General features: G+C 61.7%; 24 protein-coding genes. 15 read left to right on the top strand and 9 right to left on the bottom strand.

Annotation, left to right across the window (positions count from 1 at the left end; translation table 11 throughout):
- The first annotated feature begins 45 nt into the window (after positions 1-45).
- Entirely contained in the window at positions 46-255 is a 210-nt protein-coding gene (locus HX823_RS24670; protein WP_025999909.1) for a DUF2788 domain-containing protein, read from the top strand.
- Here the strand turns inward: HX823_RS24670 and HX823_RS24665 are convergent.
- The 4 genes from HX823_RS24665 to HX823_RS24650 form a co-directional block, all read right to left on the bottom strand.
- The gene (locus HX823_RS24665; RefSeq protein ID WP_038847534.1) at positions 250-885 is read right to left on the bottom strand and encodes a pseudouridine synthase; all 636 of its coding nucleotides are present in this window, start codon (positions 883-885) and stop codon (positions 250-252) included. The two genes, HX823_RS24670 and HX823_RS24665, sit on opposite strands and share 6 nt — an antisense overlap.
- A gap of 70 nt (positions 886-955) precedes the next feature.
- Positions 956-2428 (bottom strand): AMP nucleosidase, encoded by a 1473-nt coding sequence (amn, locus tag HX823_RS24660; RefSeq protein WP_161634128.1) that lies wholly within the window; start codon positions 2426-2428, stop codon positions 956-958.
- A gap of 66 nt (positions 2429-2494) precedes the next feature.
- Positions 2495-4141 carry an acyl-CoA dehydrogenase family protein gene (locus HX823_RS24655; protein ID WP_177077130.1) on the bottom strand — a complete coding sequence of 549 codons (1647 nt, stop codon included), beginning with the start codon at positions 4139-4141 and terminating at the stop codon, positions 2495-2497.
- Positions 4142-4209: 68 nt separating this feature from the next.
- Positions 4210-6600 carry a 7TM diverse intracellular signaling domain-containing protein gene (locus HX823_RS24650; RefSeq protein ID WP_177077128.1) on the bottom strand — a complete coding sequence of 797 codons (2391 nt, stop codon included), beginning with the start codon at positions 6598-6600 and terminating at the stop codon, positions 4210-4212.
- Positions 6601-6876: 276 nt separating this feature from the next.
- On the opposite strand from HX823_RS24650, the gene HX823_RS24645 reads away from it, so the two are divergent.
- The 4 genes from HX823_RS24645 to HX823_RS24630 all read left to right on the top strand — a co-directional run bounded on the left by HX823_RS24645 (position 6877) and on the right by HX823_RS24630 (position 10397).
- Positions 6877-7674 carry a hydroxymethylpyrimidine/phosphomethylpyrimidine kinase gene (locus HX823_RS24645; protein WP_038847526.1) on the top strand — a complete coding sequence of 266 codons (798 nt, stop codon included), beginning with the start codon at positions 6877-6879 and terminating at the stop codon, positions 7672-7674.
- Between the two features lie 18 nt (positions 7675-7692).
- Entirely contained in the window at positions 7693-8316 is a 624-nt protein-coding gene (gene thiE, locus HX823_RS24640; RefSeq protein ID WP_177077126.1) for a thiamine phosphate synthase, read from the top strand.
- Between the two features lie 17 nt (positions 8317-8333).
- Positions 8334-9617 (top strand): glutamate-1-semialdehyde 2,1-aminomutase, encoded by a 1284-nt coding sequence (gene hemL / locus HX823_RS24635; RefSeq protein WP_177077124.1) that lies wholly within the window; start codon positions 8334-8336, stop codon positions 9615-9617.
- A gap of 225 nt (positions 9618-9842) precedes the next feature.
- Complete coding sequence (locus HX823_RS24630; protein ID WP_010206766.1) at positions 9843-10397, top strand: tetratricopeptide repeat protein; 555 nt, start codon at positions 9843-9845, stop codon at positions 10395-10397.
- Between the two features lie 8 nt (positions 10398-10405).
- On the opposite strand, the gene HX823_RS24625 is transcribed toward HX823_RS24630, so the two are convergent.
- The gene (locus tag HX823_RS24625; RefSeq protein WP_003194436.1) at positions 10406-10732 is read right to left on the bottom strand and encodes a DUF1820 family protein; all 327 of its coding nucleotides are present in this window, start codon (positions 10730-10732) and stop codon (positions 10406-10408) included.
- Between the two features lie 131 nt (positions 10733-10863).
- Here HX823_RS24625 and miaB point away from each other — a divergent pair, with 131 nt between their 5' ends.
- The 5 genes from miaB to lnt all read left to right on the top strand — a co-directional run bounded on the left by miaB (position 10864) and on the right by lnt (position 16174).
- Positions 10864-12192, top strand: coding sequence for a tRNA (N6-isopentenyl adenosine(37)-C2)-methylthiotransferase MiaB (gene miaB, locus HX823_RS24620; protein ID WP_038847522.1), 1329 nt, complete (start codon positions 10864-10866; stop codon positions 12190-12192).
- Positions 12193-12305: 113 nt separating this feature from the next.
- Positions 12306-13310, top strand: a complete 1005-nt coding sequence (locus HX823_RS24615; RefSeq protein ID WP_016978598.1) for a PhoH family protein — start codon at positions 12306-12308, stop codon at positions 13308-13310.
- Positions 13303-13761 carry an rRNA maturation RNase YbeY gene (gene ybeY, locus HX823_RS24610; RefSeq protein WP_177077122.1) on the top strand — a complete coding sequence of 153 codons (459 nt, stop codon included), beginning with the start codon at positions 13303-13305 and terminating at the stop codon, positions 13759-13761. Before HX823_RS24615 ends, ybeY begins: the two co-directional genes overlap by 8 nt.
- Positions 13762-13802: 41 nt before the next feature.
- Complete coding sequence (locus HX823_RS24605; protein WP_010206772.1) at positions 13803-14642, top strand: HlyC/CorC family transporter; 840 nt, start codon at positions 13803-13805, stop codon at positions 14640-14642.
- A gap of 8 nt (positions 14643-14650) precedes the next feature.
- A complete protein-coding gene (lnt, locus tag HX823_RS24600) occupies positions 14651-16174 on the top strand; it encodes an apolipoprotein N-acyltransferase (protein WP_177077120.1) in 1524 nt (507 codons plus the stop codon).
- A 14-nt stretch (positions 16175-16188) separates the two neighbouring features.
- Here the strand turns inward: lnt and HX823_RS24595 are convergent, their stop codons facing one another.
- Positions 16189-16950: a YdcF family protein gene (locus tag HX823_RS24595; RefSeq protein ID WP_177077118.1), complete on the bottom strand. Its 762-nt coding sequence runs from the start codon at positions 16948-16950 to the stop codon at positions 16189-16191.
- A gap of 114 nt (positions 16951-17064) precedes the next feature.
- Positions 17065-17382 (bottom strand): hypothetical protein, encoded by a 318-nt coding sequence (locus tag HX823_RS24590; protein WP_038847513.1) that lies wholly within the window; start codon positions 17380-17382, stop codon positions 17065-17067.
- 261 nt (positions 17383-17643) lie between these two features.
- Between HX823_RS24590 and leuS the strand changes: the two genes are divergently transcribed.
- The 5 genes from leuS (at position 17644) to HX823_RS24565 (ending at position 23657) form a co-directional block, all read left to right on the top strand.
- Positions 17644-20250, top strand: coding sequence for a leucine--tRNA ligase (gene leuS, locus HX823_RS24585; RefSeq protein ID WP_177077116.1), 2607 nt, complete (start codon positions 17644-17646; stop codon positions 20248-20250).
- A gap of 88 nt (positions 20251-20338) precedes the next feature.
- Positions 20339-20944, top strand: a complete 606-nt coding sequence (gene lptE, locus HX823_RS24580; protein WP_038847509.1) for an LPS assembly lipoprotein LptE — start codon at positions 20339-20341, stop codon at positions 20942-20944.
- 39 nt (positions 20945-20983) lie between these two features.
- Entirely contained in the window at positions 20984-22021 is a 1038-nt protein-coding gene (holA, locus tag HX823_RS24575; RefSeq protein WP_177077114.1) for a DNA polymerase III subunit delta, read from the top strand.
- An 84-nt stretch (positions 22022-22105) separates the two neighbouring features.
- Positions 22106-22270, top strand: coding sequence for an alternative ribosome rescue factor ArfA (gene arfA / locus HX823_RS24570; RefSeq protein WP_003176285.1), 165 nt, complete (start codon positions 22106-22108; stop codon positions 22268-22270).
- Positions 22271-22331: 61 nt separating this feature from the next.
- On the top strand, positions 22332-23657 hold the full coding sequence (locus HX823_RS24565; RefSeq protein WP_177077112.1) for a lytic murein transglycosylase: 1326 nt from the start codon (positions 22332-22334) through the stop codon (positions 23655-23657).
- Between the two features lie 125 nt (positions 23658-23782).
- Here the strand turns inward: HX823_RS24565 and HX823_RS24560 are convergent, their stop codons facing one another.
- Positions 23783-24700, bottom strand: a complete 918-nt coding sequence (locus HX823_RS24560; protein WP_177077142.1) for an LD-carboxypeptidase — start codon at positions 24698-24700, stop codon at positions 23783-23785.
- Positions 24701-24808: 108 nt separating this feature from the next.
- Positions 24809-25810, bottom strand: coding sequence for a lipoyl synthase (gene lipA, locus HX823_RS24555; protein ID WP_017735632.1), 1002 nt, complete (start codon positions 25808-25810; stop codon positions 24809-24811).
- Between the last annotated feature and the right edge of the window lie 2 nt (positions 25811-25812).

Genomic DNA, 25812 nt, shown 5'->3' with positions numbered 1-25812 from the left:
GCCGTATACTGCCCTCTTGCCCTGTCGGAAGTCCCCATGAACAACATCGACCCCGCCCTCTTTGAAGAATGGATGATGACCGGCCTGGTCACCATCCTGATCATTTTCATGGGCTTTATCGTCTGGGACCTGGCGAAGAAGTCCAAGGCCGGGCGTTTTGGCTCGTTTATCCTGTTCTTCGTGTTGGGCCTGGGCGTGGCCGCGTTCATCATCAAGAGCGTAGTGATCGGCCTGATCGAGTCCGGCGCCTTATAAGCGCGCCGGTACTTCCTTCCACTGGCCTTGATCCAGGCCGTCGATCGTCCACTCGCCAATGCGCACCCGCACCAGGCGCAAGGTAGGCAACCCCACGGCAGCGGTCATGCGCCGTACCTGGCGGTTACGCCCCTCGCGAATCACCAATTCAAGCCAGTAAGTCGGTATGTTTTTGCGAAAGCGCACCGGCGGGTTGCGTGGCCATAACTCGGGCTCGTCCAACTGCCGTGCTTGCGCAGGCAAGGTCTTGCCGTCATTCAACTCGACACCGTCGCGCAGGCGTTGCAGCTGTTCTTCGGTCGGTTCGCCTTCCACCTGCACCCAATAGGTTTTCGCCAGCTTGTGCTTGGGGTCGGCAATCCGCGCCTGCAACTGGCCATCATTGGTCAGCAGCAACAAGCCTTCGCTGTCACGGTCCAGACGGCCCGCCGGGTAGATGCCGGGAATGTCGATGAAATCCTTGAGGGTCGCGCGCCCGCCTTCGTCGCTGAACTGGGTCAGCACGTCGAAGGGTTTATTGAACAGGATCAATTTCGGCTCCGCCGGTGGCGCCTTGGCGACACGCCGCGCGGCGGAATACGGAGGTTTCACGCCAGGGCGGCGCGAATCGGGACGGGTGGGACGGGACATGGCAAGGAACATCTAACGGTCAGGACCGACAATGCTAGTGGCCTGACCGTTAAATGACCATCCCAACCGCTTAGCGAAACGGCGGCTCGTCGAAGCTGCGCAGTTTGCGCGAGTGCAGCGAATTGAGTTCGGTGCGCAGCAAATCCACCGCTTCGATGCCGATCTTCAAGTGCTGGCTCACCGCACGCTCATAGAACGCGTTGGCCGAGCCCGGCAGCTTGATCTCGCTGTGCAGCGGCTTGTCCGAAACACACAGCAACGTACCGTACGGCACCCGCAAGCGATAACCCTGGGCGGCGATAGTGCCGCTTTCCATGTCCACGGCCACGGCGCGGGACAGGTTGATCAGCGGCCGTTCCTGGGCCCAGCGCAGTTCCCAGTTGCGGTCGTCGTAGGTCAGCACGGTGCCGGTGCGCAGGCGTTTTTTCAGTTCTTCGCCTTTTTCGCCGGTGACGTTGGCCGCCGCTTGCTGCAAGGCCAACTGCACTTCAGCCAGGGCCGGGATCGGGATGTTCGGCGGCACCACGCGGTCGAGAATCCCGTCGCGGCGCATGTAGGCGTGAGCCAGTACATAGTCGCCGATGGTCTGGGATTGGCGCAGGCCGCCGCAGTGGCCGATCATCAGCCAGCAATGCGGACGCAGCACGGCCAGGTGGTCGGTGATGTTCTTCGCGTTGGACGGGCCGACGCCAATGTTGACCAAGGTCACGCCGTGGCCGTCAGTGGCTTGCAAGTGATAAGCCGGCATCTGGTAGCGGTGCCAGACCACGCCTGCGGCAATGGCGGAGGCTTCACCGTGGTCCATCGCTTTGTCGATCACCACGTTGCCCGGCAGCACCATACGAATAAAACGCGGGTCGCTGCGCAGTTGTTCCAGGCCATGCAGGATGAACTGGTCGACATAACGGTGGTAGTTGGTCAGCAGGATCCACGGCTGCACATGGCGCCAGTCGCTGCCGGTGTAGTGCACCAGGCGGCGCAGGGAAAAGTCCACGCGCGCCGCATCGAACAGTGCCAGGGGCAGCGGGTCGGTGTTTTCCCAATCGTACAGGCCGTCGGCGATGCCATCGGTGGCGGCCGACAGGTCGGTGCTCGGGAACACGCGGGCCAGGGTCGCCGCAGTCACGCCGGAGCCGGCCAGTTCATCGCCCTGCTCCACCACGTACGGGTACGGGATGTTCTGCTGGCTGACGCCGACTTCCACCGTCACGGTGAAGTCGTGCATCAGCGGCACCAGTTGCTCCAGCAGATATTTACGGAACGCCGCAGGATGGGTGACGGTGACGCTGTAGGTCCCCGGCAACTGAACCTTGGCATATGCGCGAGTGGTCTGTGGGACTTCGCCGTGGCAGTGGTAGGTCAGGCGCAGTTCCGGGTAGCGAAACAACGCACGTTGCTCGGCGTCGGGTTCGACGCGGTCCTTCAGATATTGCTTGAGGGCTTGATTAAGCGCGCCCGTGGCGCGCTCATGCAGGGCCGCCAGCCGATCCACGGCTTCTTCGGCGGTTTGAACGACAACAAAAGCTTCGGTCACGGTAAGCATCCTGTGTTCTGACGTGCAGGCCTTTATCTTGCCTGTATCCCCGTCAGACGCAAACTTTGAATGCAATCAACAAGGTGTGGACCTGGCGACAATCGCCGCTACATCCACACCTCGCGGCAACGTGCCATACACCCGGCCGGACGATTCACCCAAACGACTGGCGATAAACCCATCGCTGACCGCTGCATTGCCGGCTTCCAGCAACAGCTTGGCCTGCAATGCCACCGCGATGTCTTCGGTGAGCTGCCGCGCGCGGTATTGGATGTCCTGGGTGTCCATGAACGCCGACTTCAGCTGTTCGATATGCCGCGCCAGCAACCGGTCGCCGTGCCCATTCCCCAGTTCGACAAACAGCGCTTCCAGCACGCCCGGCTCTTTTGACAACGCGCGCAGCACGTCCAGGCATTGCACGTTGCCGGAACCTTCCCACGTCGAATTCACCGGCGCCTCACGGTACAGGCGCGGCAGGATGCTGTCCTCGACGTACCCGGCACCGCCCATGCACTCGGCGGCTTCATTGATCATGGCCGGGGCGCGTTTGCAGATCCAATACTTGCCGACCGCCGTCACCAGCCTGGCGAACTTGGCTTCCTGCTCATCGCCCAGGTTATCCAGGGCCCTGCCCATGCGCATGCTCAGGGCCAACGCGGATTCGCTTTCCAGCGCCAGGTCCGCCAACACGTTTTGCATCAAGGGTTGCTCACTGAGTACCCGGCCCCCCACCGAACGATGGGCACAATGATGGCTGGCCTGGGTCAGCGCCTGGCGCATCAAGGCACTGGAACCGACCATGCAATCGAAGCGGGTCATGGCAACCATCTCGATGATGGTTGGCACGCCACGCCCTTCTTCACCGATCATCCAGGCCAGGGCGCCACGGAACTCCACTTCGCTGGAGGCATTGGAGCAGTTGCCGAGTTTGTTTTTCAGGCGCTGGATGTAGAACTCGTTGCGCGTGTCATCCGGGCGGTGCCGGGGCAGCAGGAAGCAGGTCAGCCCCTTGTCAGTTTGCGCCAGGGTCAGGAAGGCATCGCACATCGGGGCCGAGCAAAACCACTTGTGGCCCACCAGTTCATAAGCCTGGCCCGGCCCACCAGCGCCCACCGGGTAAGCACGGGTGGTGTTGGCGCGCACGTCGGTGCCGCCCTGTTTCTCGGTCATGGCCATGCCGATAGTGGCACCGGCCTTGTGAGCGATGCCGACATTGCGCGGGTCGTATTGAGTATTGAGGATTTTCGGCAGCCAGGTCTTGGCCAGGTCCGGTTGCAAGCGCAGGGCCGGGACACAGGCGAAGGTCATGGTCAGTGGGCAACCGGTACCGGCTTCCGCCTGGCTGTGCAAATAAGTCATGGCGGCGCGGGCCACATGGGCGCCGGACTGCGGATGTGCCCAAGGCAGCGACGGCAAGCCATGTTCGACGGCGGTGCGCATCAGTTCGTGGTAAGCCGGGTGAAACTCCACCAGGTCGATGCGATGACCATAACGGTCATGGCTGCTGAACACCGGTTTGTTCTGGTTCGCCAGGAACCCGGCCTCCATCAACGGCCCACCCGCCAGCGCACCGTAGGCATCGATACGCGCTTCTGCCCAGCCCGCGCCAAAGCGGCGCGACCAGTCCTGCAGGGGCAAATCGATGCGGTACAGGTTGGTGCCGTCCAGGGACGGTGGCTGGTTGGTGACGTCGTGGGTTTCGGCAAACTGATGCAGGTTCATGATGGGCCTCCTGGAAAAAGGCCCCGTTCAGTTGAGGCCTTAAATTCAGTTAAGCACCGTCATACCGCTTAAAAAAGTGGCATACCCGCCGAATGCACGGCGCTTTCGCCCTCTACCGGACACAACAACCGACGTGCCAACACCGCCTGCAAAGCCTCGAAACGCACAGGCTTGGCCAGGCGCTCAGAGAGGCCGATACCATGACAGTGCTCGCGCTCTGACACATTAAGCGACGTACTCAAAGCGATCACCGGCAGCTCACCGCAGCCAGGCAGAGCACGGATCTGACAGCACAACGAGAAACCACCTTCAGGAATATCCAACAGTACCGCGTCGAAATCTCCTGCTTGCAAGGCGGCTAAAGCGTTCGGGCCAGTGTCCACGGTTTTTACCCGGTAACCGAGCTTGAGCAGCATGCCGCGCACCACCAATTGGCCGACGCTATTGTCATCCACCAACAACACCGAACACTCCTGCGGTGCGCGCTGCTTATCCGGCGCAGGCTTGGATTCAGGTGCTAGCGGGCTGACCTCCACTTCCAGCTGGAAACGGCTGCCTTTGCGCGGCTCGGAATGATGGGTCAGACGCCCGCCCAGCAGCTCGATCAGTTGCCGGCAGATCGCCAGGCCGATACCCAGGCCGCCGTACTCGCGGGTCATGGAACCATCCAGTTGGAAGAACCGCTGATACAGGGTCGCCTCGTCAAGGAAGGCAAAGCCGATACCGGTATCGGTCACGATAAAGCTCAAGCGCAAGCCACCGTCACTCTGGGGCACGCCGACCACGCGCAGGCGCACCGAGCCTTCGTGGGTGAACTTGAAGGCGTTGTCCAGCAGGCAATCCAGGCACTGCAGCAGTTTGTCGGCGTCGCCCAGTACGCGGTCCGGCAACTCGTCCGCCACATCGATGGAGAACGCCAGGCCTTTGCTCTGGGCGCTGGCGGTGAACTGCTGGCGCAAGGTGTCGAGCGTGCCGCGCAGGCTGAACACCTGGGGCTGGGGACTCAAGCGGCCGGCCTGCAGTTCGGTGAGGGTGAGGATGCCGTTGACCATGCGCATCATGTCCCGCGCCGAACCGGCGGCGGTTTGATGGTATTGCGCCAGGTCCACGTCCAGGGGCACGGTCTGCATCAGTTCGAGGGAGCCGATCACGCCGTTCATCGGCGTGCGCAGTTCGTGGGTCAGGGTGGCGAGGAACTCATCCTTGAGGCGGTTGCTGCGCGCCAATTGCTGGTTGAGCACTTCAAGCTTCTGACTGGCATCGAACAGGATCTGCGCCTGTTGCTCGCGCATGGAATTGATGCGGTCGGCCAGGGCCAGGGACAGCAGCGCCACTTCAATCGCCGAGCCAATCTGGCTGGAGTACATGGTCAGGAATACATTGGGCAGATAACCCAGCACCATCAGCGTATTCACCACCCCGCCCAGCAGGAATGCCGACCAGGCGATGATGAAATAGCGCGCCACGCGCTGGCCGCAGTACCAGGCCTTGATGGCCGCGACGAAGATGGTCACGGTAAACACCAGGGCCAAACCGGTGGCCAGGCGCAACGCCAGGGCGTAGCTGGTCATCAGCGACAGCAGCATCACCACGCCACCGCAGGCCACCAACGCCAGCAACAGCCGGTTGATCCAGCGACTGTGCTGGGCCGTGTGCAAAAAGCTGCGCGCAAACAGGCTGCCGAACAACGCCGCCGAGCCGATCAGGAATGGCGTCGCGGCGTTCGCCCACCAGGGATTGTTCGGCCAGAAATACTCCACCGCCGCGCCGTTGACCGACAGCTGGTACATGCCGAACGAGGCGATATAGAAGATGTAATAGAGGTAGCTGGTGTCGCGCACGCTGAGGTAGATGAACAGGTTATAGACCAGCATCCCCAGCAACACGCCATAGATCAGGCCCAGCACATACAGGCGCAGCGGCTGTTGCTCCAGGTAGGCGGTGCTGGACCAGAGCGTCAGAGGCGCCTGGATCGAACCTTCGCTTTGCAGGCGCAGGTACAGGGTTTTTGCCTCGCCCGGCGTAAAGTCGACCTTGAACAGGTAGTTGTTCTGGCGGATTTCACGGGCGGAAAACGGCAGCGCATCCCCGGTGCGCCCGGCCAGGCGATAACTGCCAGAGCTGTCGGGCAGGTACAGGTCCAGATGGTCGAGCGGTGGGTACGCCAGCTCCAGCAACCAGGTACGCTGCGCTTCGGGATTAGTGGGCAGGTACTGCAGATTGACCTTGAGCCAGAACACCGAGCGCGAGTAGCCGGCATTCAGGGTGTCTTTATCGTGGGGTTTGAACTGCGCGGTGGCGGACGGCGCACTGACATCCGCGATGGTGAGGGCATCGGTCGGGTCTTCGAGCACTTGCATGGCTCGGCCCAACGGCAGGCTTAGCGTGTCCTGGTTGAACTCGATGGCGTTGGCGAGCATCGGTAGCCCGCACAACAATAAAATCAGCAAATAGCGCATAGAGCCCCAGCGTGGCCTGTCCGGTTATGTCAAAAAGCCCCCCATTCCTTTTGAGAAGACGTACACCGGCAATACAGTTAGTAGTTTGGATCCACTCTAGCATAGCTGCTAAAGGCCACTAGGCACCATTGAAATAATTTTTTGAAAGGCTCTAGAACGCGGCTTTCAGCGATTTTTATCGGCCGTGAAACCGCCAAAAAAGCGTCACTTCGATGGCAAAATTCAACCATCGCCAGACGGCCCCGCCAAAAGCGTTTGGTGGTAAGCTCGCGCACCATGAATATCTACAGCTCTCGTCCCGTTGTCCTCTGTCTCTCCGGCCATGACCCCAGTGGTGGCGCCGGCTTGCAGGCAGATATCGAAGCCCTGCTCGCCCAGGGTTGCCATGCCGCTGCGGCCGTCACCGCCTTGACCGTGCAAAACACCGTCAATGTCAGCGATTTTCGCGTGCTCGACCGCGAGTGGGTACTGGCCCAGGCCAATGCCGTGCTCGGCGATTCCGAGGTGGCGGCGGTCAAGCTGGGCATGCTCGGCTCTACCGCGATGGTCGACACCGTCGTCGAACTGCTGCAGGCGCATCCGCACCTGCCGGTGGTGTGCGACCCGGTGCTGCGCGCCGGCGGCGGTGGCAGCCTGGGCAAGGACGAGGTCGGTTATGCGATGCGCGAGCGGCTTTTCCCGCTGTCGTTGATCGCCACGCCCAACCTGCCGGAAGCGCGCATCCTCGCGGAGCTGCCTGAAGGCACGGCGGACGAATGCGCCGAGAAGCTACTGCCGTACATCAAGCACCTGCTGATCACCGGCGGCCATGGCGACGAGCATGAAGTGCACAACCGCCTCTACAGCCGCGACGGCACGCGCCAGACCTTTACCTGCCAGCGCCTGCCCGGCAGCTATCACGGTTCGGGCTGTACGTTGGCCAGTGCGCTGTCCGGTCGGATTGCCCAGGGCGAAGGCTTGGTGAGCGCCGTACAATCGGCCCTCAACTACACTTGGCGCACCCTGCGTGACGCCGAACAACTCGGCCAGGGCCAGTTCGTACCGCGCCGGTTGCCGCTGGATTTCTGCTCTTAAGATCAAGGGGCCTGCCCGATGAAATTACGTGGCCTTTACGCCATTACCGACAGCCAACTGTTGGCCGGTAAATTCCTCGCCTACGTCGAAGCCGCGTTGGACGGTGGCGTGACCCTGCTGCAATACCGCGACAAAAGCAGCGACGAAGCCCGGCGCCTGCGTGAAGCAGAAAAACTGCGGGAGCTGTGCTCGCGCTACAAGACCCATTTGATCATCAACGACGACGCCGAACTGGCTGCGCGCCTCGGCGTCGGTGTGCACCTGGGCCAGACCGACGGCCCACTGACCCCGGCTCGCGCCCTGCTTGGCTCCAAAGCCATCATCGGTTCCACCTGCCACAGCCAGATTGAACTGGCCGAGCAAGCCGCCAAGGAAGGCGCCAGCTATGTCGCCTTCGGCCGCTTCTTCAATTCCAACACCAAGCCCGGCGCACCGGCCGCTACTACAGAGATGCTGGCCCAGGCCCGTGCGCGTTTGCAGTTGCCGATCTGCGTGATTGGCGGCATCACCCTGGAGAACGCCGAGCCCTTGGTGGCCCACGGCGCCGACCTGTTGGCGGTGGTGCATGGCCTGTTTGGCGCCGACAGCACCCAGGAAATCACGCGCCGCGCCCGTGCGTTCAACGCCCTTTTTCAGATTTGATTCAAGAGAGCCCGATCATGTCCCGTTCCGAAACGCTGTTTGCCAATGCCCAGAAACACATCCCCGGCGGTGTGAACTCCCCCGTGCGTGCGTTCAAGAGCGTGGGCGGCACGCCGCTGTTCTTCAAGCATGCCGAAGGCGCCTACGTCACTGACGAAGATGACAAGCGCTATGTGGATTACGTCGGCTCCTGGGGCCCGATGATCCTCGGCCACAGCCATCCGGACGTGCTGGACGCAGTGCGCAAGCAACTGGAACACGGCTTGTCCTACGGCGCGCCGACCGCCATGGAAACCGAGATGGCCGATCTGGTCTGCTCGATCGTGCCGTCGATGGAAATGGTGCGCATGGTCAGCTCCGGCACCGAAGCCACCATGAGCGCGATCCGCCTGGCCCGTGGTTTCACCGGCCGCGACAGCATCATCAAGTTCGAAGGCTGCTACCACGGCCACTCCGACAGCCTGCTGGTGAAAGCCGGTTCCGGCCTGCTGACCCAAGGCGTGCCAAGCTCTGCCGGTGTGCCGGCGGCGTTCGCCAAACACACTCTGACCCTGCCGTTCAACGACATCGCCGCCGTCGAGCAGATGCTCAATGAAGTGGGCCAGGACGTGGCGTGCATCATCGTCGAGCCGGTGGCCGGCAACATGAACTGCGTGCCCCCGGCGCCAGGCTTCCTCGAAGGCCTGCGCGAGCAATGCGACAAGCACGGCGTGGTGTTGATTTTCGACGAAGTGATGACCGGTTTCCGCGTTGCGCTGGGTGGCGCCCAGGCTCACTACGGCGTCACGCCCGACCTGAGCACCTTCGGCAAGATCATCGGCGGTGGCATGCCGGTGGGCTGCTTCGGCGGCAAGCGCGAAATCATGCAGCACATCGCGCCACTGGGCCCGGTGTACCAGGCGGGCACCTTGTCGGGTAACCCGTTGGCCATGGCCGCCGGCCTGACCACCCTGCGCCTGATCAGCCGCCCGGGCTTCCACGCCGAGCTGACCGACTACACCACGCGCCTGCTCGACGGCCTGCAACAGCGTGCCGATGCCGCCGGTATCCCGTTTGTCACCACCCAGGCGGGCGGGATGTTCGGCCTGTATTTCAGCGGCGCCGACGATATCGTCACTTTTGATGACGTGATGGGCAGTGACGCCGATCTGTTCAAGCGTTTCTTCCACTTGATGCTGGAAGGCGGTGTGTACCTGGCGCCAAGCGCTTTCGAAGCCGGCTTCACCTCGATTGCCCATGGCGACACCGAGCTGAAACTGACCCTTGATGCCGCTGAACGCGCCTTTGCTGCACTGAAATAATTGGCCGCAAAAATCAGGCACCGCGCAAACGGTGTCTGATTTGCTACTTTGCTTACAGAGATTTCCGCGTTTTTTAGAGAAATCACCTGCAATCCGGCAGATAACTTGCCCAAGCAGCAGAAAAACGAGTAAAGACTTTGTAAGCAGAGGCCTGCTTATTTCATAATGCGCGCTTATTGGATCCCCCGAGGGTCCGCGCGCCCCGTCAGAGGTAAGTCGATTCCCATGAAACGCACCGGCCGCACCCTGGTTCTGGGCTGCCTGTTGCTCCTTCAGCCGCTGCTGGCACATGCACAAGCAGGCGGCAACTCGTTGTTAATCCCAGCGATGGGTCGTTGCACCCTCAATACCCAGCCAGACAGCCAGGCCGAAGCCCTGAGCGCGTGCCAGAAACAGGCCGATGGCGGGGATGCGCAGGCGCAATACGAGTTGGGCGAGTACTTCCACGACAGCAAAAACCCCGCCCGTGACCTCAACAAGGCCTTGAGCTACTTCGAGAAAGCCTCGCTGCAGGGCCACGCCCAGGCACAATTCGAACTGGGCAACATGTTCTTCAAAGGCGAAGGCGTGCCGGCCAACAACGTCCAGGCGTACATTGTGCTGAAAATGGCCGCGGTCAACGGCGCCGAAGACGCGTTGGACACCGCCGACGAAGTCGCCGAGCACATGCAGCGCGATGAGTTGGAAGTGGCGACCCAGGTGCTGGGGCAAATTTTCCGCAATTATCTGCAGGAGTTGCAGAGTGCCGACGGGCGTTCGCCCTTCTCACCCCTGCCCTGACAGCGCCTTTACTTCTCCGGCATCGGCATCGGAAATGGCATCACATTGCTGGTGCCACGCGCTTCGCTGATCTTCGGCGTGCCCAAACGCTCGACCTCATCGATGCGCACAATCGAATGCATCGGCACAAAACTGCGCACCACGCCCTCGAACTGAGCCTTGAGTTTCTCTTCGCCCGGGTCGACGACCAACTGGGTGCGCTCGCCAAAGACGAACTCTTCCACCTCCAGGAAACCCCACAGATCACTCTGATAGATCTGCTTGGCGTACATTTCGAACACCTGGCCCTGGTTGAGGAAAATCACCTTGTAGATTGGAGCTTCACGTTTGGTCATGGTGGGCGAATAACACATCGGGGATATAAAAGAGGGCGCGAACTATAGCATGGCACCCGATGCACAACGCTAGGAACCAATGGGCATGCCCCCTATAATGCGCGGTTCTTTACCACCAGTTGACGATTCCCATGGCCAAGAAGCTTTACATCGAAACCCACGGTTGCCAGATGAACGAGTACGACAGCTCGCGCATGGTCGATCTGCTGGGTGAACACCAGGCCCTGGAAGTCACCGCCCGCGCCGAAGATGCCGACGTGATCCTGCTCAATACCTGCTCGATCCGCGAGCGGGCCCAGGACCGTGTGTACTCCCAGCTGGGCCGCTGGCGCGAACTGAAACTGGCCAACCCGGACATGGTGATCGCCGTTGGCGGTTGCGTGGCCAGCCAGGAAGGCGCCGCGATCCGCGACCGCGCGCCCTATGTCGACGTGGTGTTCGGCCCGCAGACCCTGCACCGCCTGCCGGAAATGATCGACGCTGCGCGCTTTACCAAGCTGCCCCAGGTCGACGTGTCATTCCCTGAAATAGAAAAGTTCGACCATTTGCCCGAGCCGCGCATCGACGGGCCGAGCGCCTACGTGTCGGTGATGGAAGGTTGCAGCAAGTACTGCACCTTCTGCGTGGTGCCCTACACCCGTGGCGAAGAAGTCAGCCGGCCATTTGACGACGTGCTGTCGGAAATCATCCACCTCGCCGAAAACGGCGTGCGCGAAGTGACGCTGCTGGGCCAGAACGTCAACGGCTATCGCGGCCAGACCCATGATGGCCGCCTCGCTGACCTGGCGGAGTTGATCCGCGTGGTCGCCGCCGTGGACGGTATCGAGCGCATCCGCTACACCACCTCGCACCCACTGGAGTTCTCCGACAGCCTGATCCAGGCCCACGCCGAAGTGCCGGAACTGGTCAAGCACCTGCATTTGCCGGTGCAATCGGGCTCGGACCGCATCCTCGCGGCGATGAAGCGCAACCACACAGCCCTGGAATACAAATCCAAACTGCGCAAATTGCGCGCGGCGGTGCCGGGTATCTGCATCAGCTCGGACTTTATCGTCGGTTTCCCCGGCGAGACTGAAAAAGACTTCCAGCAGACCATGAAGCTGATCGAAGACGTCGGCTTCGACTTCTCCTACTCGTTCGTCTACAGCCAGCGCCCCGGCACTCCGGCGGCCGACTTGGCGGATGAAACCCCGGAAGCGCTGAAAAAAGAGCGCCTCAACGCGCTGCAACACCGCTTGAACCAGCAGGGTTTCGAGATCAGCCGACAAATGGTCGGCTCCACCCAGCGCATCCTGGTCACCGACTACTCGAAAAAAGACCCGGGCGAACTGCAAGGCCGTACCGAGAACAACCGAATCGTAAACTTCCGTTGCGATAATCCGACCCTGATCGGCCAGTTTGCCGATGTGCACATCGACGCGGCGCAGCCGCATTCGCTGCGCGGGTCGTTGATCCCGTAATCACTCTTTGAATTATCGCCAGCCAACATGTGCCGTTTAAGTGCTTTCGCACACAGCCGGCTGGCGTTATTCTCTATTTCACCTCAACAGCCAAAGGGCGGCTAAAAGCGACCTTGAACGCACCCATAGCAGAACCCCATCGTTTTATTCTCGAGCCCTTTGAGGCTCTCCGTTTCGCCAACCTGTGCGGACAGTTCGACGAGCACCTGCGCCTGATCGAACAACGCCTGGGCATCGAGATCCGCAACCGCGGCAATCAGTTCGAGCTCATTGGTGAGGCCCTGCACACCAAATCTGCAGAAAACCTGCTGCGCCGTCTCTACCGCGAAACCAAGGGTAGCGAGCTGTCGCCAGAAATCGTGCACCTGTATTTGCAGGAATCGGCTGTGGAAGACTTGGCCAACAACCCAGTCGCTGAAGCCAGCGTGGCCCTGCGTACCAAAAAAGGCATGATTCGCCCAAAGGGCTTGAATCAGCAGAAGTACGTCAAGGCAATCCTCGGTAACGACATCAATTTCGGCATCGGCCCCGCCGGTACCGGCAAGACCTACCTGGCCGTGGCCTGCGCGGTCGACGCGTTGGAACGTGAGCAAGTACGCCGCATCCTGCTGGTGCGCCCAGCGGTCGAGGCCGGCGAAAAACTCGGTTTCCTGCCTGGCGACCTGGCCCAGAAGATCGACCCGTACCTGCGCCCGCTCTACGACGCGCTGTACGAGATGCTTGGCTTTGAATACGTGGCCAAATTGATCGAGCGCCAGGTGATCGAGATCGCCCCGCTGGCCTACATGCGCGGCCGCACCTTGAGCAACAGTTTCATCATCCTCGACGAAAGCCAGAACACGACGGTCGAGCAGATGAAGATGTTCCTGACCCGCATCGGGTTTGGCTCCACCGCCATTATCACCGGCGACATTACCCAGGTTGACCTGCCCAAGGGCACCAAGTCGGGCTTGAGCCATGTGATTGAAGTGCTCAAGGACGTGCCGGGCATCAGTTTCACGCACTTCTCGCCCAAGGACGTGGTGCGCCACCCGCTGGTACAGCGCATTGTCGAGGCCTACGAGCGCTTCGAACACCGCGATGACGGGCTGTCCAAGGACGTTCGCCGCGATGCTTGAGCTTGACCTGCAGCTGGCCACCGACGCGCCCGCCCCCAGCGAAGCCCAATTCCGCCAATGGTGCGCCCTGGCCCTGCGCCAGCGCACCGCCGACTCGGAGCTGACCATTCGTCTGGTGGACGAGCCCGAGGGCCGTGAACTGAATCACACCTGGCGCCAGAAGGACTACGCGACCAACGTGCTGTCCTTTCCCGCCGACGTACCGGATGAGCTGCTGGATATCCCGCTGCTGGGCGATCTGGTCATCTGTGTCGCCGTGGTGGAGCGCGAGGCGAAGGAACAAGGCAAGGAACTTGAGGCCCATTGGGCCCATCTAGTCATCCACGGCTGCTTGCATCTCTTGGGTTACGACCATATAGACGATGACGAAGCCGAGGAAATGGAAACACTGGAACAAACGTTGCTAGCAGAATTGGGTCATCCGGACCCGTATGCCGACGACGAAGCTTAAAAACACTCAACTGTAACAATAAAGGATTCAGAGTAATCGCTATGAGCGAAGACCGATCGAGCAACGGGCAGAAGTCATGGCTGGGTAAACTGACCCAGGCTTTTGCCCACGAGCCGAAAAACCGCCAGGAGCTGCTTGAGCTGCTGCGCGAGGCCCATCAGAACAAGTTGCTGGACAGCGAAGCGCTGGCCATCGTCGAAGGCGCCATCCAGGTGGCTGACCTGCAAGTACGCGACATCATGGTCCCGCGCTCGCAGATGATCAGCATCAAGGCGACCCAGACCCCACGGGAATTCCTCCCGGCCGTGATCGACTCGGCGCACTCGCGCTACCCGGTGATCGGTGAAAGCCATGACGACGTCATGGGCGTCCTGTTGGCCAAGGACCTGCTGCCGCTGATCCTCAAGGAGAACGGCGACAGCTTCAACATCAAGGACCTGCTGCGTCCGGCCACCTTCGTGCCCGAGTCCAAGCGCCTGAACGTGTTGCTGCGTGAATTCCGCGCCAACCACAATCACATGGCCATCGTGATCGACGAATACGGCGGCGTGGCCGGCCTGGTGACGATTGAAGACGTGCTGGAACAGATCGTCGGCGACATCGAAGACGAACACGACGTCGAAGAAGACAGCTACATCAAGCCGCTGCCCAGCGGTGACTTCCTGATCAAGGCGCTGACGCCGATCGAGAACTTCAATGAGTTCTTCGACAGCGAATTCTCCGATGACGAGTTCGATACCGTGGGCGGGCTGGTGATGAGTGCGTTCGGGCATCTGCCAAAACGTAACGAGACCACCGAGATCGGCGCGTATCGCTTCCGCATCCTGAATGCCGACAGCCGCCGGATTCACTTGATTCGCCTGACACCTATTGCCCGCTAAGGAATGACATGCAGCGCCTAACCCGCCCCGGCTGGCCCGGTAATTTGCTGGCCGTGGTGGCCGGCGCCATCACCACCCTGGCGCTGGCGCCGTTCGACCTGTGGCCGTTTGCGCTGGTCGCGGTCGGCCTGTTCTATGTCGGGCTGCGGGACCTGAGCCCGCGCCAGGCATTGGGTCGTGGCTGGTGTTTCGGTTTCGGCCTGTTCGGCGCCGGCACCAGTTGGATCTACTACAGCATCCACCACTTCGGTGGCGCTTCGGTGCTGCTGGCGGGTTTCCTGATGCTGCTGTTTACCGCCGCCATCGCCTGGTTCTTCGCCCTGCCCGCCTGGCTGTGGGCGCGCTGGCTGCGGCGCAATGAGGCGCCGTTGGCGGATGCGCTGACGTTTGCGGCGTTGTGGGTGGGCCAGGAGGCGTTTCGCGGCTGGTTCCTGACGGGGTTCCCGTGGCTGTATTCCGGTTACAGTCAGCTTGACGGCCCGCTGACGGGCTTGGCCCCCGTGGGTGGCATGTGGCTGATTTCCTTTGCCTTGGCACTCACGGCGGCGCTGCTATGCAACCTGCCGCGCCTGCTGGCCGGCAAGCGCAACGCCTTTATCGGCGCAGGCCTGGTGCTGCTGGTCGCGCCCTGGGCCATCGGCCTGGCGCTCAAGCATCACGCCTGGACCAGCCCCTCCGGTGCGCCACTGACCGTGGCCGCCATCCAGGGCAACGTCGAGCAAAGCATGAAGTGGGATCCGGAGCAGCTCAACGCACAGCTCGCGTTGTACCGCGACATGAGCTTCAGCTCCAAGCCCGTCGACTTGCTGGTGTGGCCGGAAACCGCTGTGCCGGTGCTCAAGGAGTCTGTCGAAGGCTACCTGGGCATGATGGGCAAATTCGCCGCCGACCGGCACACCGCGCTGATCACCGGCGTGCCAATCCGCCAGGAAGTGCATCACCAGAAGCGCTACTTCAACGGCATCACCGTGGTTGGCGAAGGCGACGGCACCTACCTCAAGCAGAAGCTGGTGCCCTTTGGCGAGTATGTGCCGCTGCAGGACATGCTGCGCGGCCTGATTGCGTTTTTTGATCTGCCAATGTCGGACTTCGCTCGCGGCCCTGCCGACCAGGCGATGCTGCAGGCCAAGGGTTATCAGATCGCGCCGTTCATCTGCTACGAAGTGGTCTACCCGGAGTTCGCTGCCGGCCTGGCGGCCCAGAGCGATTTGCTGCTGACCATCAGCAACGACACCTGGTTCGGCCGCTCGATCGGCCCGCTGCAGCACCTGCAAATGGCGCAGATGCGTGCGCTTGAAGCCGGTCGCTGGATGATCCGCGCCACCAACAATGGGGTGACCGGCTTGATCAACCCCTTCGGGCAGATCACGGCGCAGATCCCGCAGTTCGAGCGCGGCATCCTCTACGGTGAAGTGGTGCCGATGCACAACCTCACGCCGTACCTGCAATGGCGTTCGTGGCCGTTGATTATTGTGTGCCTGGGCCTGTTTGGCTGGGCGCTCCTCGCGGGCCGGATGTCGAAGACCCTGTAGGTTTCGCGACGGGTTTATCGGTAGAACAACCGGTAACCCACCTGCCCCATCGCTTCATTGATCAACTGCCCGCTCTGCCAGATCGACTTGAACTCCGGCATCCACCCACCCAGCGGCCGGGCGTTGTCCACGCCCAGGAAACCCACGGGTGCCGGCACCACGGTGAAGCCAGCCTTCTCAAAGCTCCACACCGAACGCGGCATGTGCCAGGCCTGGGTCACCACCACCACGCGCTTAATGCCCTCCGGCAAAAGAATCTCGGCACTCATCTGCGCATTTTCCCAAGTGGTACGGCTGCGTTCTTCCTTCCAACGCACCGCTACGCCGAAGTCATCCTGCATCGACACTGCCATCAACGCCGCTTCGCTGGGCGGAGTGCCGTAATGCAAGCCGCCGGTAGTCAGCACCGGCAGGCCGGAGGCTTTGGCCAACCGAGCGGCGTAACGCTGGCGTTCCAGGCCGATCCCGGTGGGCTGGTCGGTGCCCCAGGCCGGGTCACCGCGCTCGCGGCCAGAGCCCAGTACCACAATGGCATCCGCGCGCTGGGCCAAGGTCGACCAGTCTTCCCGAGCCAATGGCGGTTCGGTCTCCAGGGCCCGAGCGCCCCACTCCACCATAACCGGCAGGCTGATCAGCCACATCCCCCCAAAACCCAGGGTAAAGCAGCACGCCGCCAAACGCGGGCGGCTGCGACGAAACCACCAGGCAAGCGCCAGCAGCAGCAAGAGAATGCCGGGCGGCAGAAGCAGTTGTTTGATGAAGTAACGAATAGGCATCGGGCATCTCCATAGATGCCCGAAGCCTAAGGTGTAACGGGGTTTAGCGACAATCTTTACGGTGACATGCTTACAGTGAAACGGCGTGGTGAAGCCGTTCAGGGGGGCAATGAATTACTTGTAGCGGGCGGACCGGAGCTTTTCCGGGCCACGACCGGCCGACAAGTCCTTGAGCCACACCACTTTGGCTGAATGCGTAGGCTCCTTGATTGGCGGGGTTGCCACCCAAGGAGGCGCACTGCGCCCATTCCTTTCCAGATACGCCTTGATCAGTTCCAACTCCGCGCGACTCAGACCGCGCAGTTCCAACTCCACAGGCCGTTCATCACGCAATCGGCCCGCTGTCCTCGCTGCATCCAATGCACGACCCAAGCGGTCGATCAGTCCTTCGTAGACATCCGGTTTCGATACGATTCTTTGCGATTCAACCATCCCCTCACCTCATTGAAGAAAGACTTGCTCCCCAATAAACAGCGTAGTCCTCGTGGCCGGGCACGCCTGGCGCCGCGACAGACGGCCCTGCCTGCGCAATCAGGGTTTCCCTCGATAGAGTGGGGTCATGTATGCTACGGCGCTTCCTGTAACTCCACTTCCCGCAGGGTTTGGGCACGGACGCGCCGCTTCTTGGTGTCGATCAGCCTGAACGCTGCACCGAAGAGGATTAGGCCACCCCTATTCAGTTCAAAAGTAGCCATGCACGAACAATATCAGCCCCGTGAAATAGAAAATGCCGCCCAAACCTTCTGGGACGAGCAAAAGTCCTTTGAAGTCAGTGAACAGCCAGGCAAGGAGACTTTCTATTGCCTATCGATGTTCCCTTACCCCAGCGGCAAGCTACACATGGGGCACGTGCGTAACTACACCATCGGCGACGTGATTTCCCGCTACCAGCGCATGCAAGGCAAGAACGTCCTGCAACCCATGGGTTGGGACGCCTTCGGCATGCCGGCGGAAAACGCCGCGATGAAAAACAACGTGGCTCCCGCCAAGTGGACCTACGAAAACATCGCCTACATGAAGACCCAGCTGCGCAGCCTGGGCCTGGCGGTGGACTGGTCCCGCGAAGTGACCACGTGCAAGCCGGACTACTACCGCTGGGAACAATGGCTGTTCACGCGCCTGTTCGAAAAAGGCGTGATCTACAAGAAGAGCGGCACCGTGAACTGGGACCCGCTGGACCAGACCGTACTGGCCAACGAGCAAGTGATCGACGGTCGCGGCTGGCGCTCCGGCGCACTGATCGAAAAGCGCGAAATCCCGATGTACTACTTCAAGATCACCGCCTACGCGGATGAGCTCTTGTCGAGCCTCGACGACCTGCCGGGCTGGCCAGAACAGGTCAAGACCATGCAGCGCAACTGGATCGGCAAATCCAAAGGCATGGAAGTGCAGTTCCCGTACAACGTTGATTCGATCGGCGAAGCGGGCGCACTCAAAGTCTTCACTACCCGTCCGGATACCCTGATGGGCGCGACCTACGTCGCCGTGGCCGCCGAGCACCCGCTGGCCACCCAGGCCGCACAGAACAACCCTGAGCTGCAGGCGTTCATCGCCGAATGCAAAGGCGGCAGCGTGGCTGAAGCGGACGTCGCCACTCAGGAGAAAAAAGGCCTGCCAACCGGCCTGTTCGTTGAACATCCACTGACTGGCGAGAAGCTGCCGGTGTGGGTCGCCAACTACGTGCTGATGCACTACGGCGATGGCGCCGTAATGGCTGTGCCGGCTCACGACGAGCGCGATTTCGAATTCGCCACCAAATACAGCCTGCCGATCAGATCCGTAGTGCGCACCAGCTCGGGCGATACCAACCCGGCCCCGTGGCAAGACGCCTACGGCGAGCACGGCACCCTGATCAATTCCGGCGAGTTCGACGGCCTGGACTTCCAGGGCGCTTTCGATGCGATCGAAGTGGCACTGATCAAGAAAAGCCTGGGCGCCTCGCGCACCCAGTTCCGCCTGCGCGACTGGGGCATCAGCCGCCAGCGCTACTGGGGCTGCCCGATCCCGATCATCCACTGCGAAAGCTGTGGCGACGTGCCAGTACCGGAAGACCAACTGCCGGTCGTCCTGCCGGAAGACGTGGTGCCGGACGGCGCCGGTTCGCCACTGGCGCGCATGCCTGAATTCTACGAGTGCAGCTGCCCGAAATGCGGCCAGCCTGCCAAGCGTGAAACCGACACCATGGACACCTTCGTCGAGTCCTCCTGGTACTACGCCCGCTACGCCTCGCCGCACTACGAGGGCGGCCTGGTGGAAAAATCCGCAGCCGACCACTGGTTGCCGGTGGATCAATACATCGGCGGTATCGAACACGCCATTCTTCACCTGCTGTACGCGCGTTTCTTCCACAAGCTGATGCGTGACGAAGGCCTGGTGAGCTCCGATGAGCCGTTCAAGAACCTGCTGACCCAAGGCATGGTGGTCGCCGAGACTTACTATCGCCGCGAAGCCAACGGTGCCTACACCTGGTTCAACCCGGCCGACGTGGAGCTTGAGCGCGACAGCAAAGCCAAGGTCATCAGCGCCAAGCTGATCGCCGACGGCCTGCCGGTGGAAATCGGTGGCACCGAGAAGATGGCCAAGTCGAAGAACAACGGCGTTGACCCACAGTCGATGATCGACCAGTTCGGCGCCGACACTTGCCGCCTGTTCATGATGTTCGCCTCGCCGCCTGACATGAGCGCCGAATGGTCCGACTCCGGCGTCGAAGGCTCGCACCGTTTCCTCAAGCGCGTCTGGCGCCTGGCGCACGCCCACATCAGCCAGGGCCTGCCGGGCAAACTGGACGTGGCCGCCTTGACCGACGAGCAGAAGCTGATTCGCCGCAGCACCCACCTGGCCATCAAGCAAGCCAGCCAGGACGTGGGCCAGAATCACAAGTTCAACACCGCCATTGCCCAGGTGATGACGCTGATGAACGTGCTGGAAAAGGCGCCACAAGCCACCGAACAGGATCGCGCACTGGTACAGGAAGGCCTGGAAACGGTCACCCTGCTGCTGGCACCGATCACGCCGCACATCAGCCATGACCTGTGGAACCGCCTGGGCCACAGCGACGCCGTCATCGACGCACGCTGGCCGGTGCAGGATGACAGCGCCCTGGTACAGGACACGCTGCAACTGGTGATCCAGGTCAACGGTAAACTGCGTGGCCAGATCGACATGCCGGCCACCGCCAGCCGCGAAGACGTCGAGGCGGCTGCCCGCGTCAACGAGAATGTACTGCGCTTTACCGAAGGCCTGACGATCCGCAAAGTGATCGTGGTGCCTGGCAAACTGGTCAATATCGTCGCTAGCTAATCGGATCGGGCGCAGGGTTAGCACCCTGCGCCGAACAAAGCCTTCAGGGCCTCGATAAGGCCCACATGGTTTCAAGGGGAGCAACAAAATGATCAAACGCAATTTGCTGGTAATGGGCCTAGCCGTGCTGTTGAGCGCTTGCGGTTTCCAGCTGCGCGGCACCGGCACCAACGAAATGGCGATCAAGGAACTGGACGTCAGTGCCCGCGACGCCTACAGCGAAACGCTGACCCAGCTGCGTCAGCTCCTGGAAAACAGCGGTGTTCACGTCTACACGGGCGCGACCTACAAGCTGTTCCTGGCCAATGAAAAACAAACCCAGCGCAACCTGAGCTACGCCAGCGCCGGGCGTGCATCCGATATCGAACTGAGCACCGTGCTCAGCTTTGAAGTCCAGGGCCGCGATCACCTGCCGTTGTTGAATGACGACGTTCAGATCCAGAAAATCGTCAGCCACGACGGCAACAACCTGGTAGGTTCGGACTCCGAAATCAACCAGGTGCGCAAGGAAATGCGTCGCGAGTTGGTACAACGCATGGCGCTGCGCCTGTCGATGATCACGCCGCAACAACTGGAAACCTTGCAGCAACAAGCTGACAACAAGGCCAAGGCCGACGCCGATGCGCTGAAAGCCGCCCAAGAGTACGAAGACAACACGCCGAAACAATCGCCTGTTGAAGTCCCTGTCGAGTAAGCCAGACGGGGCGCCCCAAGCGCCCCGTTCGCCCTGCCTATGAAACTCGCTCCCGCCCAACTCGCCAAACACCTGCAAGGTGGCCTGGCGCCTGTCTATATCGTCAGCGGCGATGACCCGCTGCTGTGCCAGGAAGCTGCCGACGCCATTCGCGCCGCTGCACGCCAGCAAGGCTTCGACGAACGCCAGGTGTTCAGCGCCGACGCCAGTTTCGACTGGGGCACGCTGCTGCAAGCTGGCGCGAGCATGTCGCTGTTTGCCGAAAAGCGCCTATTGGAACTGCGCCTGCCTTCGGGCAAGCCTGGGGACAAGGGTGCGGCCGCCCTGATGGAATACTGCTCGCGCCCCGCTGAAGACACGGTGCTGCTGATCAGTCTGCCCAAGCTCGACGGCAGCGCGCAGAAAACCAAGTGGGGCAAGGCGTTGGTGGAAGGGGCGCAAACCCAGTTCATCCAGATCTGGCCAGTGGACAGCAACCAGTTGCCGCAGTGGATTCGCCAGCGTTTGTCCCAATCGGGGCTGTCGGCGACCCAGGACGCGGTGGAGCTGATCGCCGCCCGGGTCGAAGGCAACTTGCTGGCCGCCGCCCAGGAGATCGAAAAGCTCAAGCTGATGGCAGAAGAAGGGCAAATTACCGTCGAGACCGTCCAGGGCGCCGTGGCCGATAGCGCGCGCTTTGATGTGTTCGGATTGGTAGACGCGATCCTCAATGGCGAACCCGCCCACGCCCTGCGCATGCTCGAAGGCCTGCGCGGCGAAGGCGTCGAGCCACCGGTGATTCTCTGGGCCCTGGCCCGGGAGCTGCGCGTGTTGGCCAATATTGCCCTGCAATACAGCCAGGGCACGCCATTGGACAAGGCCTTCAGCCAAGCCCGACCGCCGGTCTGGGACAAGCGCAAACCGCTGATGAGCAAAGCGCTGCAACGGCACTCGGCGCAACGCTGGGCGCAACTTTTGCTGGAAGCGCAGCGCATCGACGCGCAGATCAAGGGCCAGGCGGCCGGTTCGCCGTGGATGAGCCTGAGCCGTTTGTCGCTGTTGATGGCCGGCCAGCGCCTGACACTGCCAGCAGAATAGTCCTACCTCTCGAAGGGCTTTACAGCAGCGCAACATCGGCAGATGATTTGCACCGCTTGATCCCACCTATCGAGAGTAACGACCATGAGCAAAAAGCCATCCAAGCATGGCCCCAACAAGGCCAAATCCATCATCGCCCAGCCACTGTTCCGCAGCCGTCAAGAACGCGCCGGCAAGGGCAAAGGCAGCTACCGCCGCGAAGCCTTCCAGTCTAATAGCTGGGAGGCTTCTTACTTTCTGGCTGCCTGAAGGCAAGCCCCCCTCTGGCATGATAAGGTCTGCACCTGATTTGTAATCCCTGGACCTGTGCATGCCCTCTAGTCTTTCCCGTCGTTGGCACCTTCGCCAATTGATCGCTGCCTCCAGCCTCATTCTGCTCGTCGCCTGCGCGGAAAAACCCACCGCCGCCGACGCTCAACCCCTGCCCAAGCTCCAGACCTCCCCTGTGGTAGCGCCCGCTGTCGTGGCCCCGCTGGCTGTGGACAATCTGGATATCCAACCGACCCAGACCTTCGCCGAATGGCAGGCGGGCTTCCGTGTGCAAGCCCTGCAGGCCGGCATCACCGCTGCGGTGTTCGACAACGCGTTCGCCAACGTCACCCCGGACATGGCGGTCATCCGCGCCGACCGCAGCCAGCCGGAGTTTTCCCGCCCGGTGTGGGAATACCTCGACGGCGCCCTCTCGCCCCTGCGCGTGCGCAATGGCCAGGCGCTATTGATCAAGTACGCCGACATCCTGCAAAGCATCGAGCAGCGTTATGGCGTCGACCGCCAGGCATTGGTGTCGGTCTGGGGCATGGAGAGCAACTTCGGCCAGTTCCAGGGCAATAACTCGGTGATCCGCTCCCTCGCGACCCTGGCTTACGAAGGCCGTCGCCCGGCATTCGCCCAGGCGCAATTGCTGGCCGCGTTGCAGATCATCCAGCACGGCGACATCCAGGCCGACCAGATGAAAGGCTCCTGGGCCGGCGCCATGGGCCAGACCCAGTTTATCCCGACCACCTACAACACCCACGCCGTGGACTTCGATGGTGACGGTCGCCGCGATATCTGGAACAGCCCGGCCGACGCCCTCGCCTCCACCGCGCACTACCTGCAGAGCTCCGGCTGGCAGAAAGGCCAGCCGTGGGGTTTCGAGGTGAAACAACTGCCGGCGAACTTCGATTACGCCCTGGCCGATGGTGGCATCCGCAAGACGGTTGCCGAGTGGATGAAACTTGGCGTCCAGCTCCCATTTGGCGCAAGCATGCCGCCAAACGTCGACCAACTATCCGCTGCCCTGCTGCTGCCCGCAGGTTATCGCGGCCCGGCGTTCCTGGTGCTGGATAACTTCCGCGCGATCCTCAAGTACAACAACTCGTCGTCCTACGCCTTGGCGGTCGGCCTGTTGTCGGAACGCTTCGGTGGTGGTGGCGTGATTCGCGGCGACTGGCCAAAGGATGAGCTGCCATTGAGCCGCTCGCAGCGCATCGACCTGCAGACGGCCCTGAGTGCCAATGGCTACGACGCGGGCAACCCGGACGGGATTATCGGCGCCAATACGCGCAAGGCGATTCGTGCGGCGCAGCAAGCGCTGGGTTGGCCGGCGGATGGGTATCCGACGGTGAAGTTGCTGGAGTCGTTGCAGAACCGTTAGATTTGCGTATGACGACTACCGTCTTCGCGAGCAAGCCCACTCCCACATCTGACTGCATTCCAAAGTTGGAACTCGGTTGAATGTGGGAGCGGGCTTGCTCGCGAAAGCGGCATCACAGTCAACAGCTATTTAAAGACCACATCCTGCTCCAACACCAACCGCTGCTCCCCCGCATCCAACCGCACCAACGCGCCCATCGGCAGCGTCAGGTTCGGATCGCAATGCCCACTGCGCCAGCCGGACAACACCGGAATGCGCAACGGTTCGAAGGTCTGCTTGAGCAGCCGCTCCAGCGCAACGCCCTCCACGCCCGCGACATCCCCCACCAACACACCGGCCACTTGTGCCAGCTTGCCGGCCAATCGCAGGTGCGTCAGCAGGCGGTCGATGCGGTAGATCGGCTCGTTGACGTCTTCGATCAGCAGGATGATGCCTTCAGCGTCGATCTCAAAGGGCGTGCCCATGACCGCCGCGATCATCGACAGGTTGCCACCCAGCAGACGCCCACAGGCGATGCCAGGCTCAATGGTGGTCAGCGGATAGGCTGCCGGGTGCGCGAGCACGCTCCCGCTACCTAGTTGACCGCGTAGCATGCTGAACAATGAAGACTCGGTCGGTTGTTGCTTGTCACCCAACAGGTCGGCGTTGAGCATCGGACCGTGGAAGGTCACGAAACCGGCGTAACGGCTGATGGCCAGGTGCAACGCGGTGATGTCGCTGTAGCCTACGAAGGGCTTGGGGTTGGCGCGCAGCAGGTCGAAGTCCAGGCTATCGAGCAGGCGTGGCGTGCCGTAACCGCCACGCAGGCAGAAAATGGCGTCGATTTCAGGATTGGCAAAGGCTTTGTGCAGGTCGTTGAGACGGGTTTTATCACTGCCGGCAAGGTAGCCGTCGCGCTCATAGACGCCGGGGAAGATTCGCAGGTCGTAACCGCGAGCGCGCATCCATTGGCCGGCTTTTTCCACGTCCAGGGTGGCGGGGCCGGCGGGGGCGATCAGGGCGATGGTGCCTTCGCTGCGGAGGGCCGGTACTGCAGCGGTCAGTTGAGTCATCCGTGGATCTCATCAGTTGATGGGGCTGCTTCGCAGCCCAGCGCGGGGCAAGCCCGCTCACCACAGCAAGCCCCACCCATGTCTGGGCTGCGGTACGGTTTACGAAACCAGGCTCGCCTTGACCAGCTTGGCCTGCTCGTCCGCATGGTACGAGGAACGTACCAGCGGGCCCGACGCCACGTTCTTGAAGCCCATCTTGTAACCTTCCTCGGCGAACCAGGCGAAGGTGTCCGGGTGCACGAAACGCTGCACCGGCAAGTGGCTGCGGGACGGTTGCAGGTACTGGCCCAGGGTCAGCATATCGATGTCGTGTTCGCGCATGCGCTTCATGACTTCGATCACTTCCTCGTCGGTCTCGCCCAGGCCCAGCATCAAGCCGGACTTGGTCGGGATGTGCGGCATCATCTGCTTGAATTTCTGCAGCAGGGTCAGCGACCACTGGTAGTCCGAACCCGGACGCGCGGCCTTGTACAGGCGCGGCACGGTTTCCAGGTTGTGGTTGAACACATCCGGCGGCTCGGCGGCGGTGATTTCCAGTGCCACGTCCATGCGACCACGGTAGTCCGGCACCAGGGTTTCAAGCATCACGTTCGGCGACAGCTTGCGGATCTCGCGGATGCAGTCGGCAAAGTGCTGGGCACCACCGTCACGCAGGTCGTCGCGGTCTACCGAGGTGATCACCACGTACTTGAGGCGCAGGTCGGCGATGGCAATGGCCAGGCTTTCCGGCTCGTTGACGTCCAGTGGCTTCGGACGGCCGTGGCCGACGTCGCAGAACGGGCAACGACGGGTGCAGATGTCACCCATGATCATGAAGGTCGCAGTGCCGCCGGAGAAGCACTCGCCCAGGTTCGGGCAGGACGCTTCTTCGCACACGCTGTGCAGTTTGTGTTTGCGCAGCAGCGCCTTGATACGGTCGACTTCCGGCGAAACCGGGATGCGTACGCGGATCCAGTCGGGTTTCTTCGGCAGTTCGGTGGTCGGAATGATCTTCACCGGGATGCGTGCAACCTTCTCGGCGCCGCGCAGCTTGACGCCGGCTTCCACCTTGGCACGCGGGGCCGGGGCCGGACGGTCGGTAACGTCCACCGTCGGGATCATGG

Origin of the sequence: Pseudomonas sp. P7759 (genome assembly GCF_013386445.1) — a bacterium.
GTDB lineage: Bacteria > Pseudomonadota > Gammaproteobacteria > Pseudomonadales > Pseudomonadaceae > Aquipseudomonas > Aquipseudomonas azotoformans_A.
The sequence above is the reverse complement of the archived record's forward strand: the minus strand, read 5'-3'. Positions and strand labels throughout refer to the sequence as shown.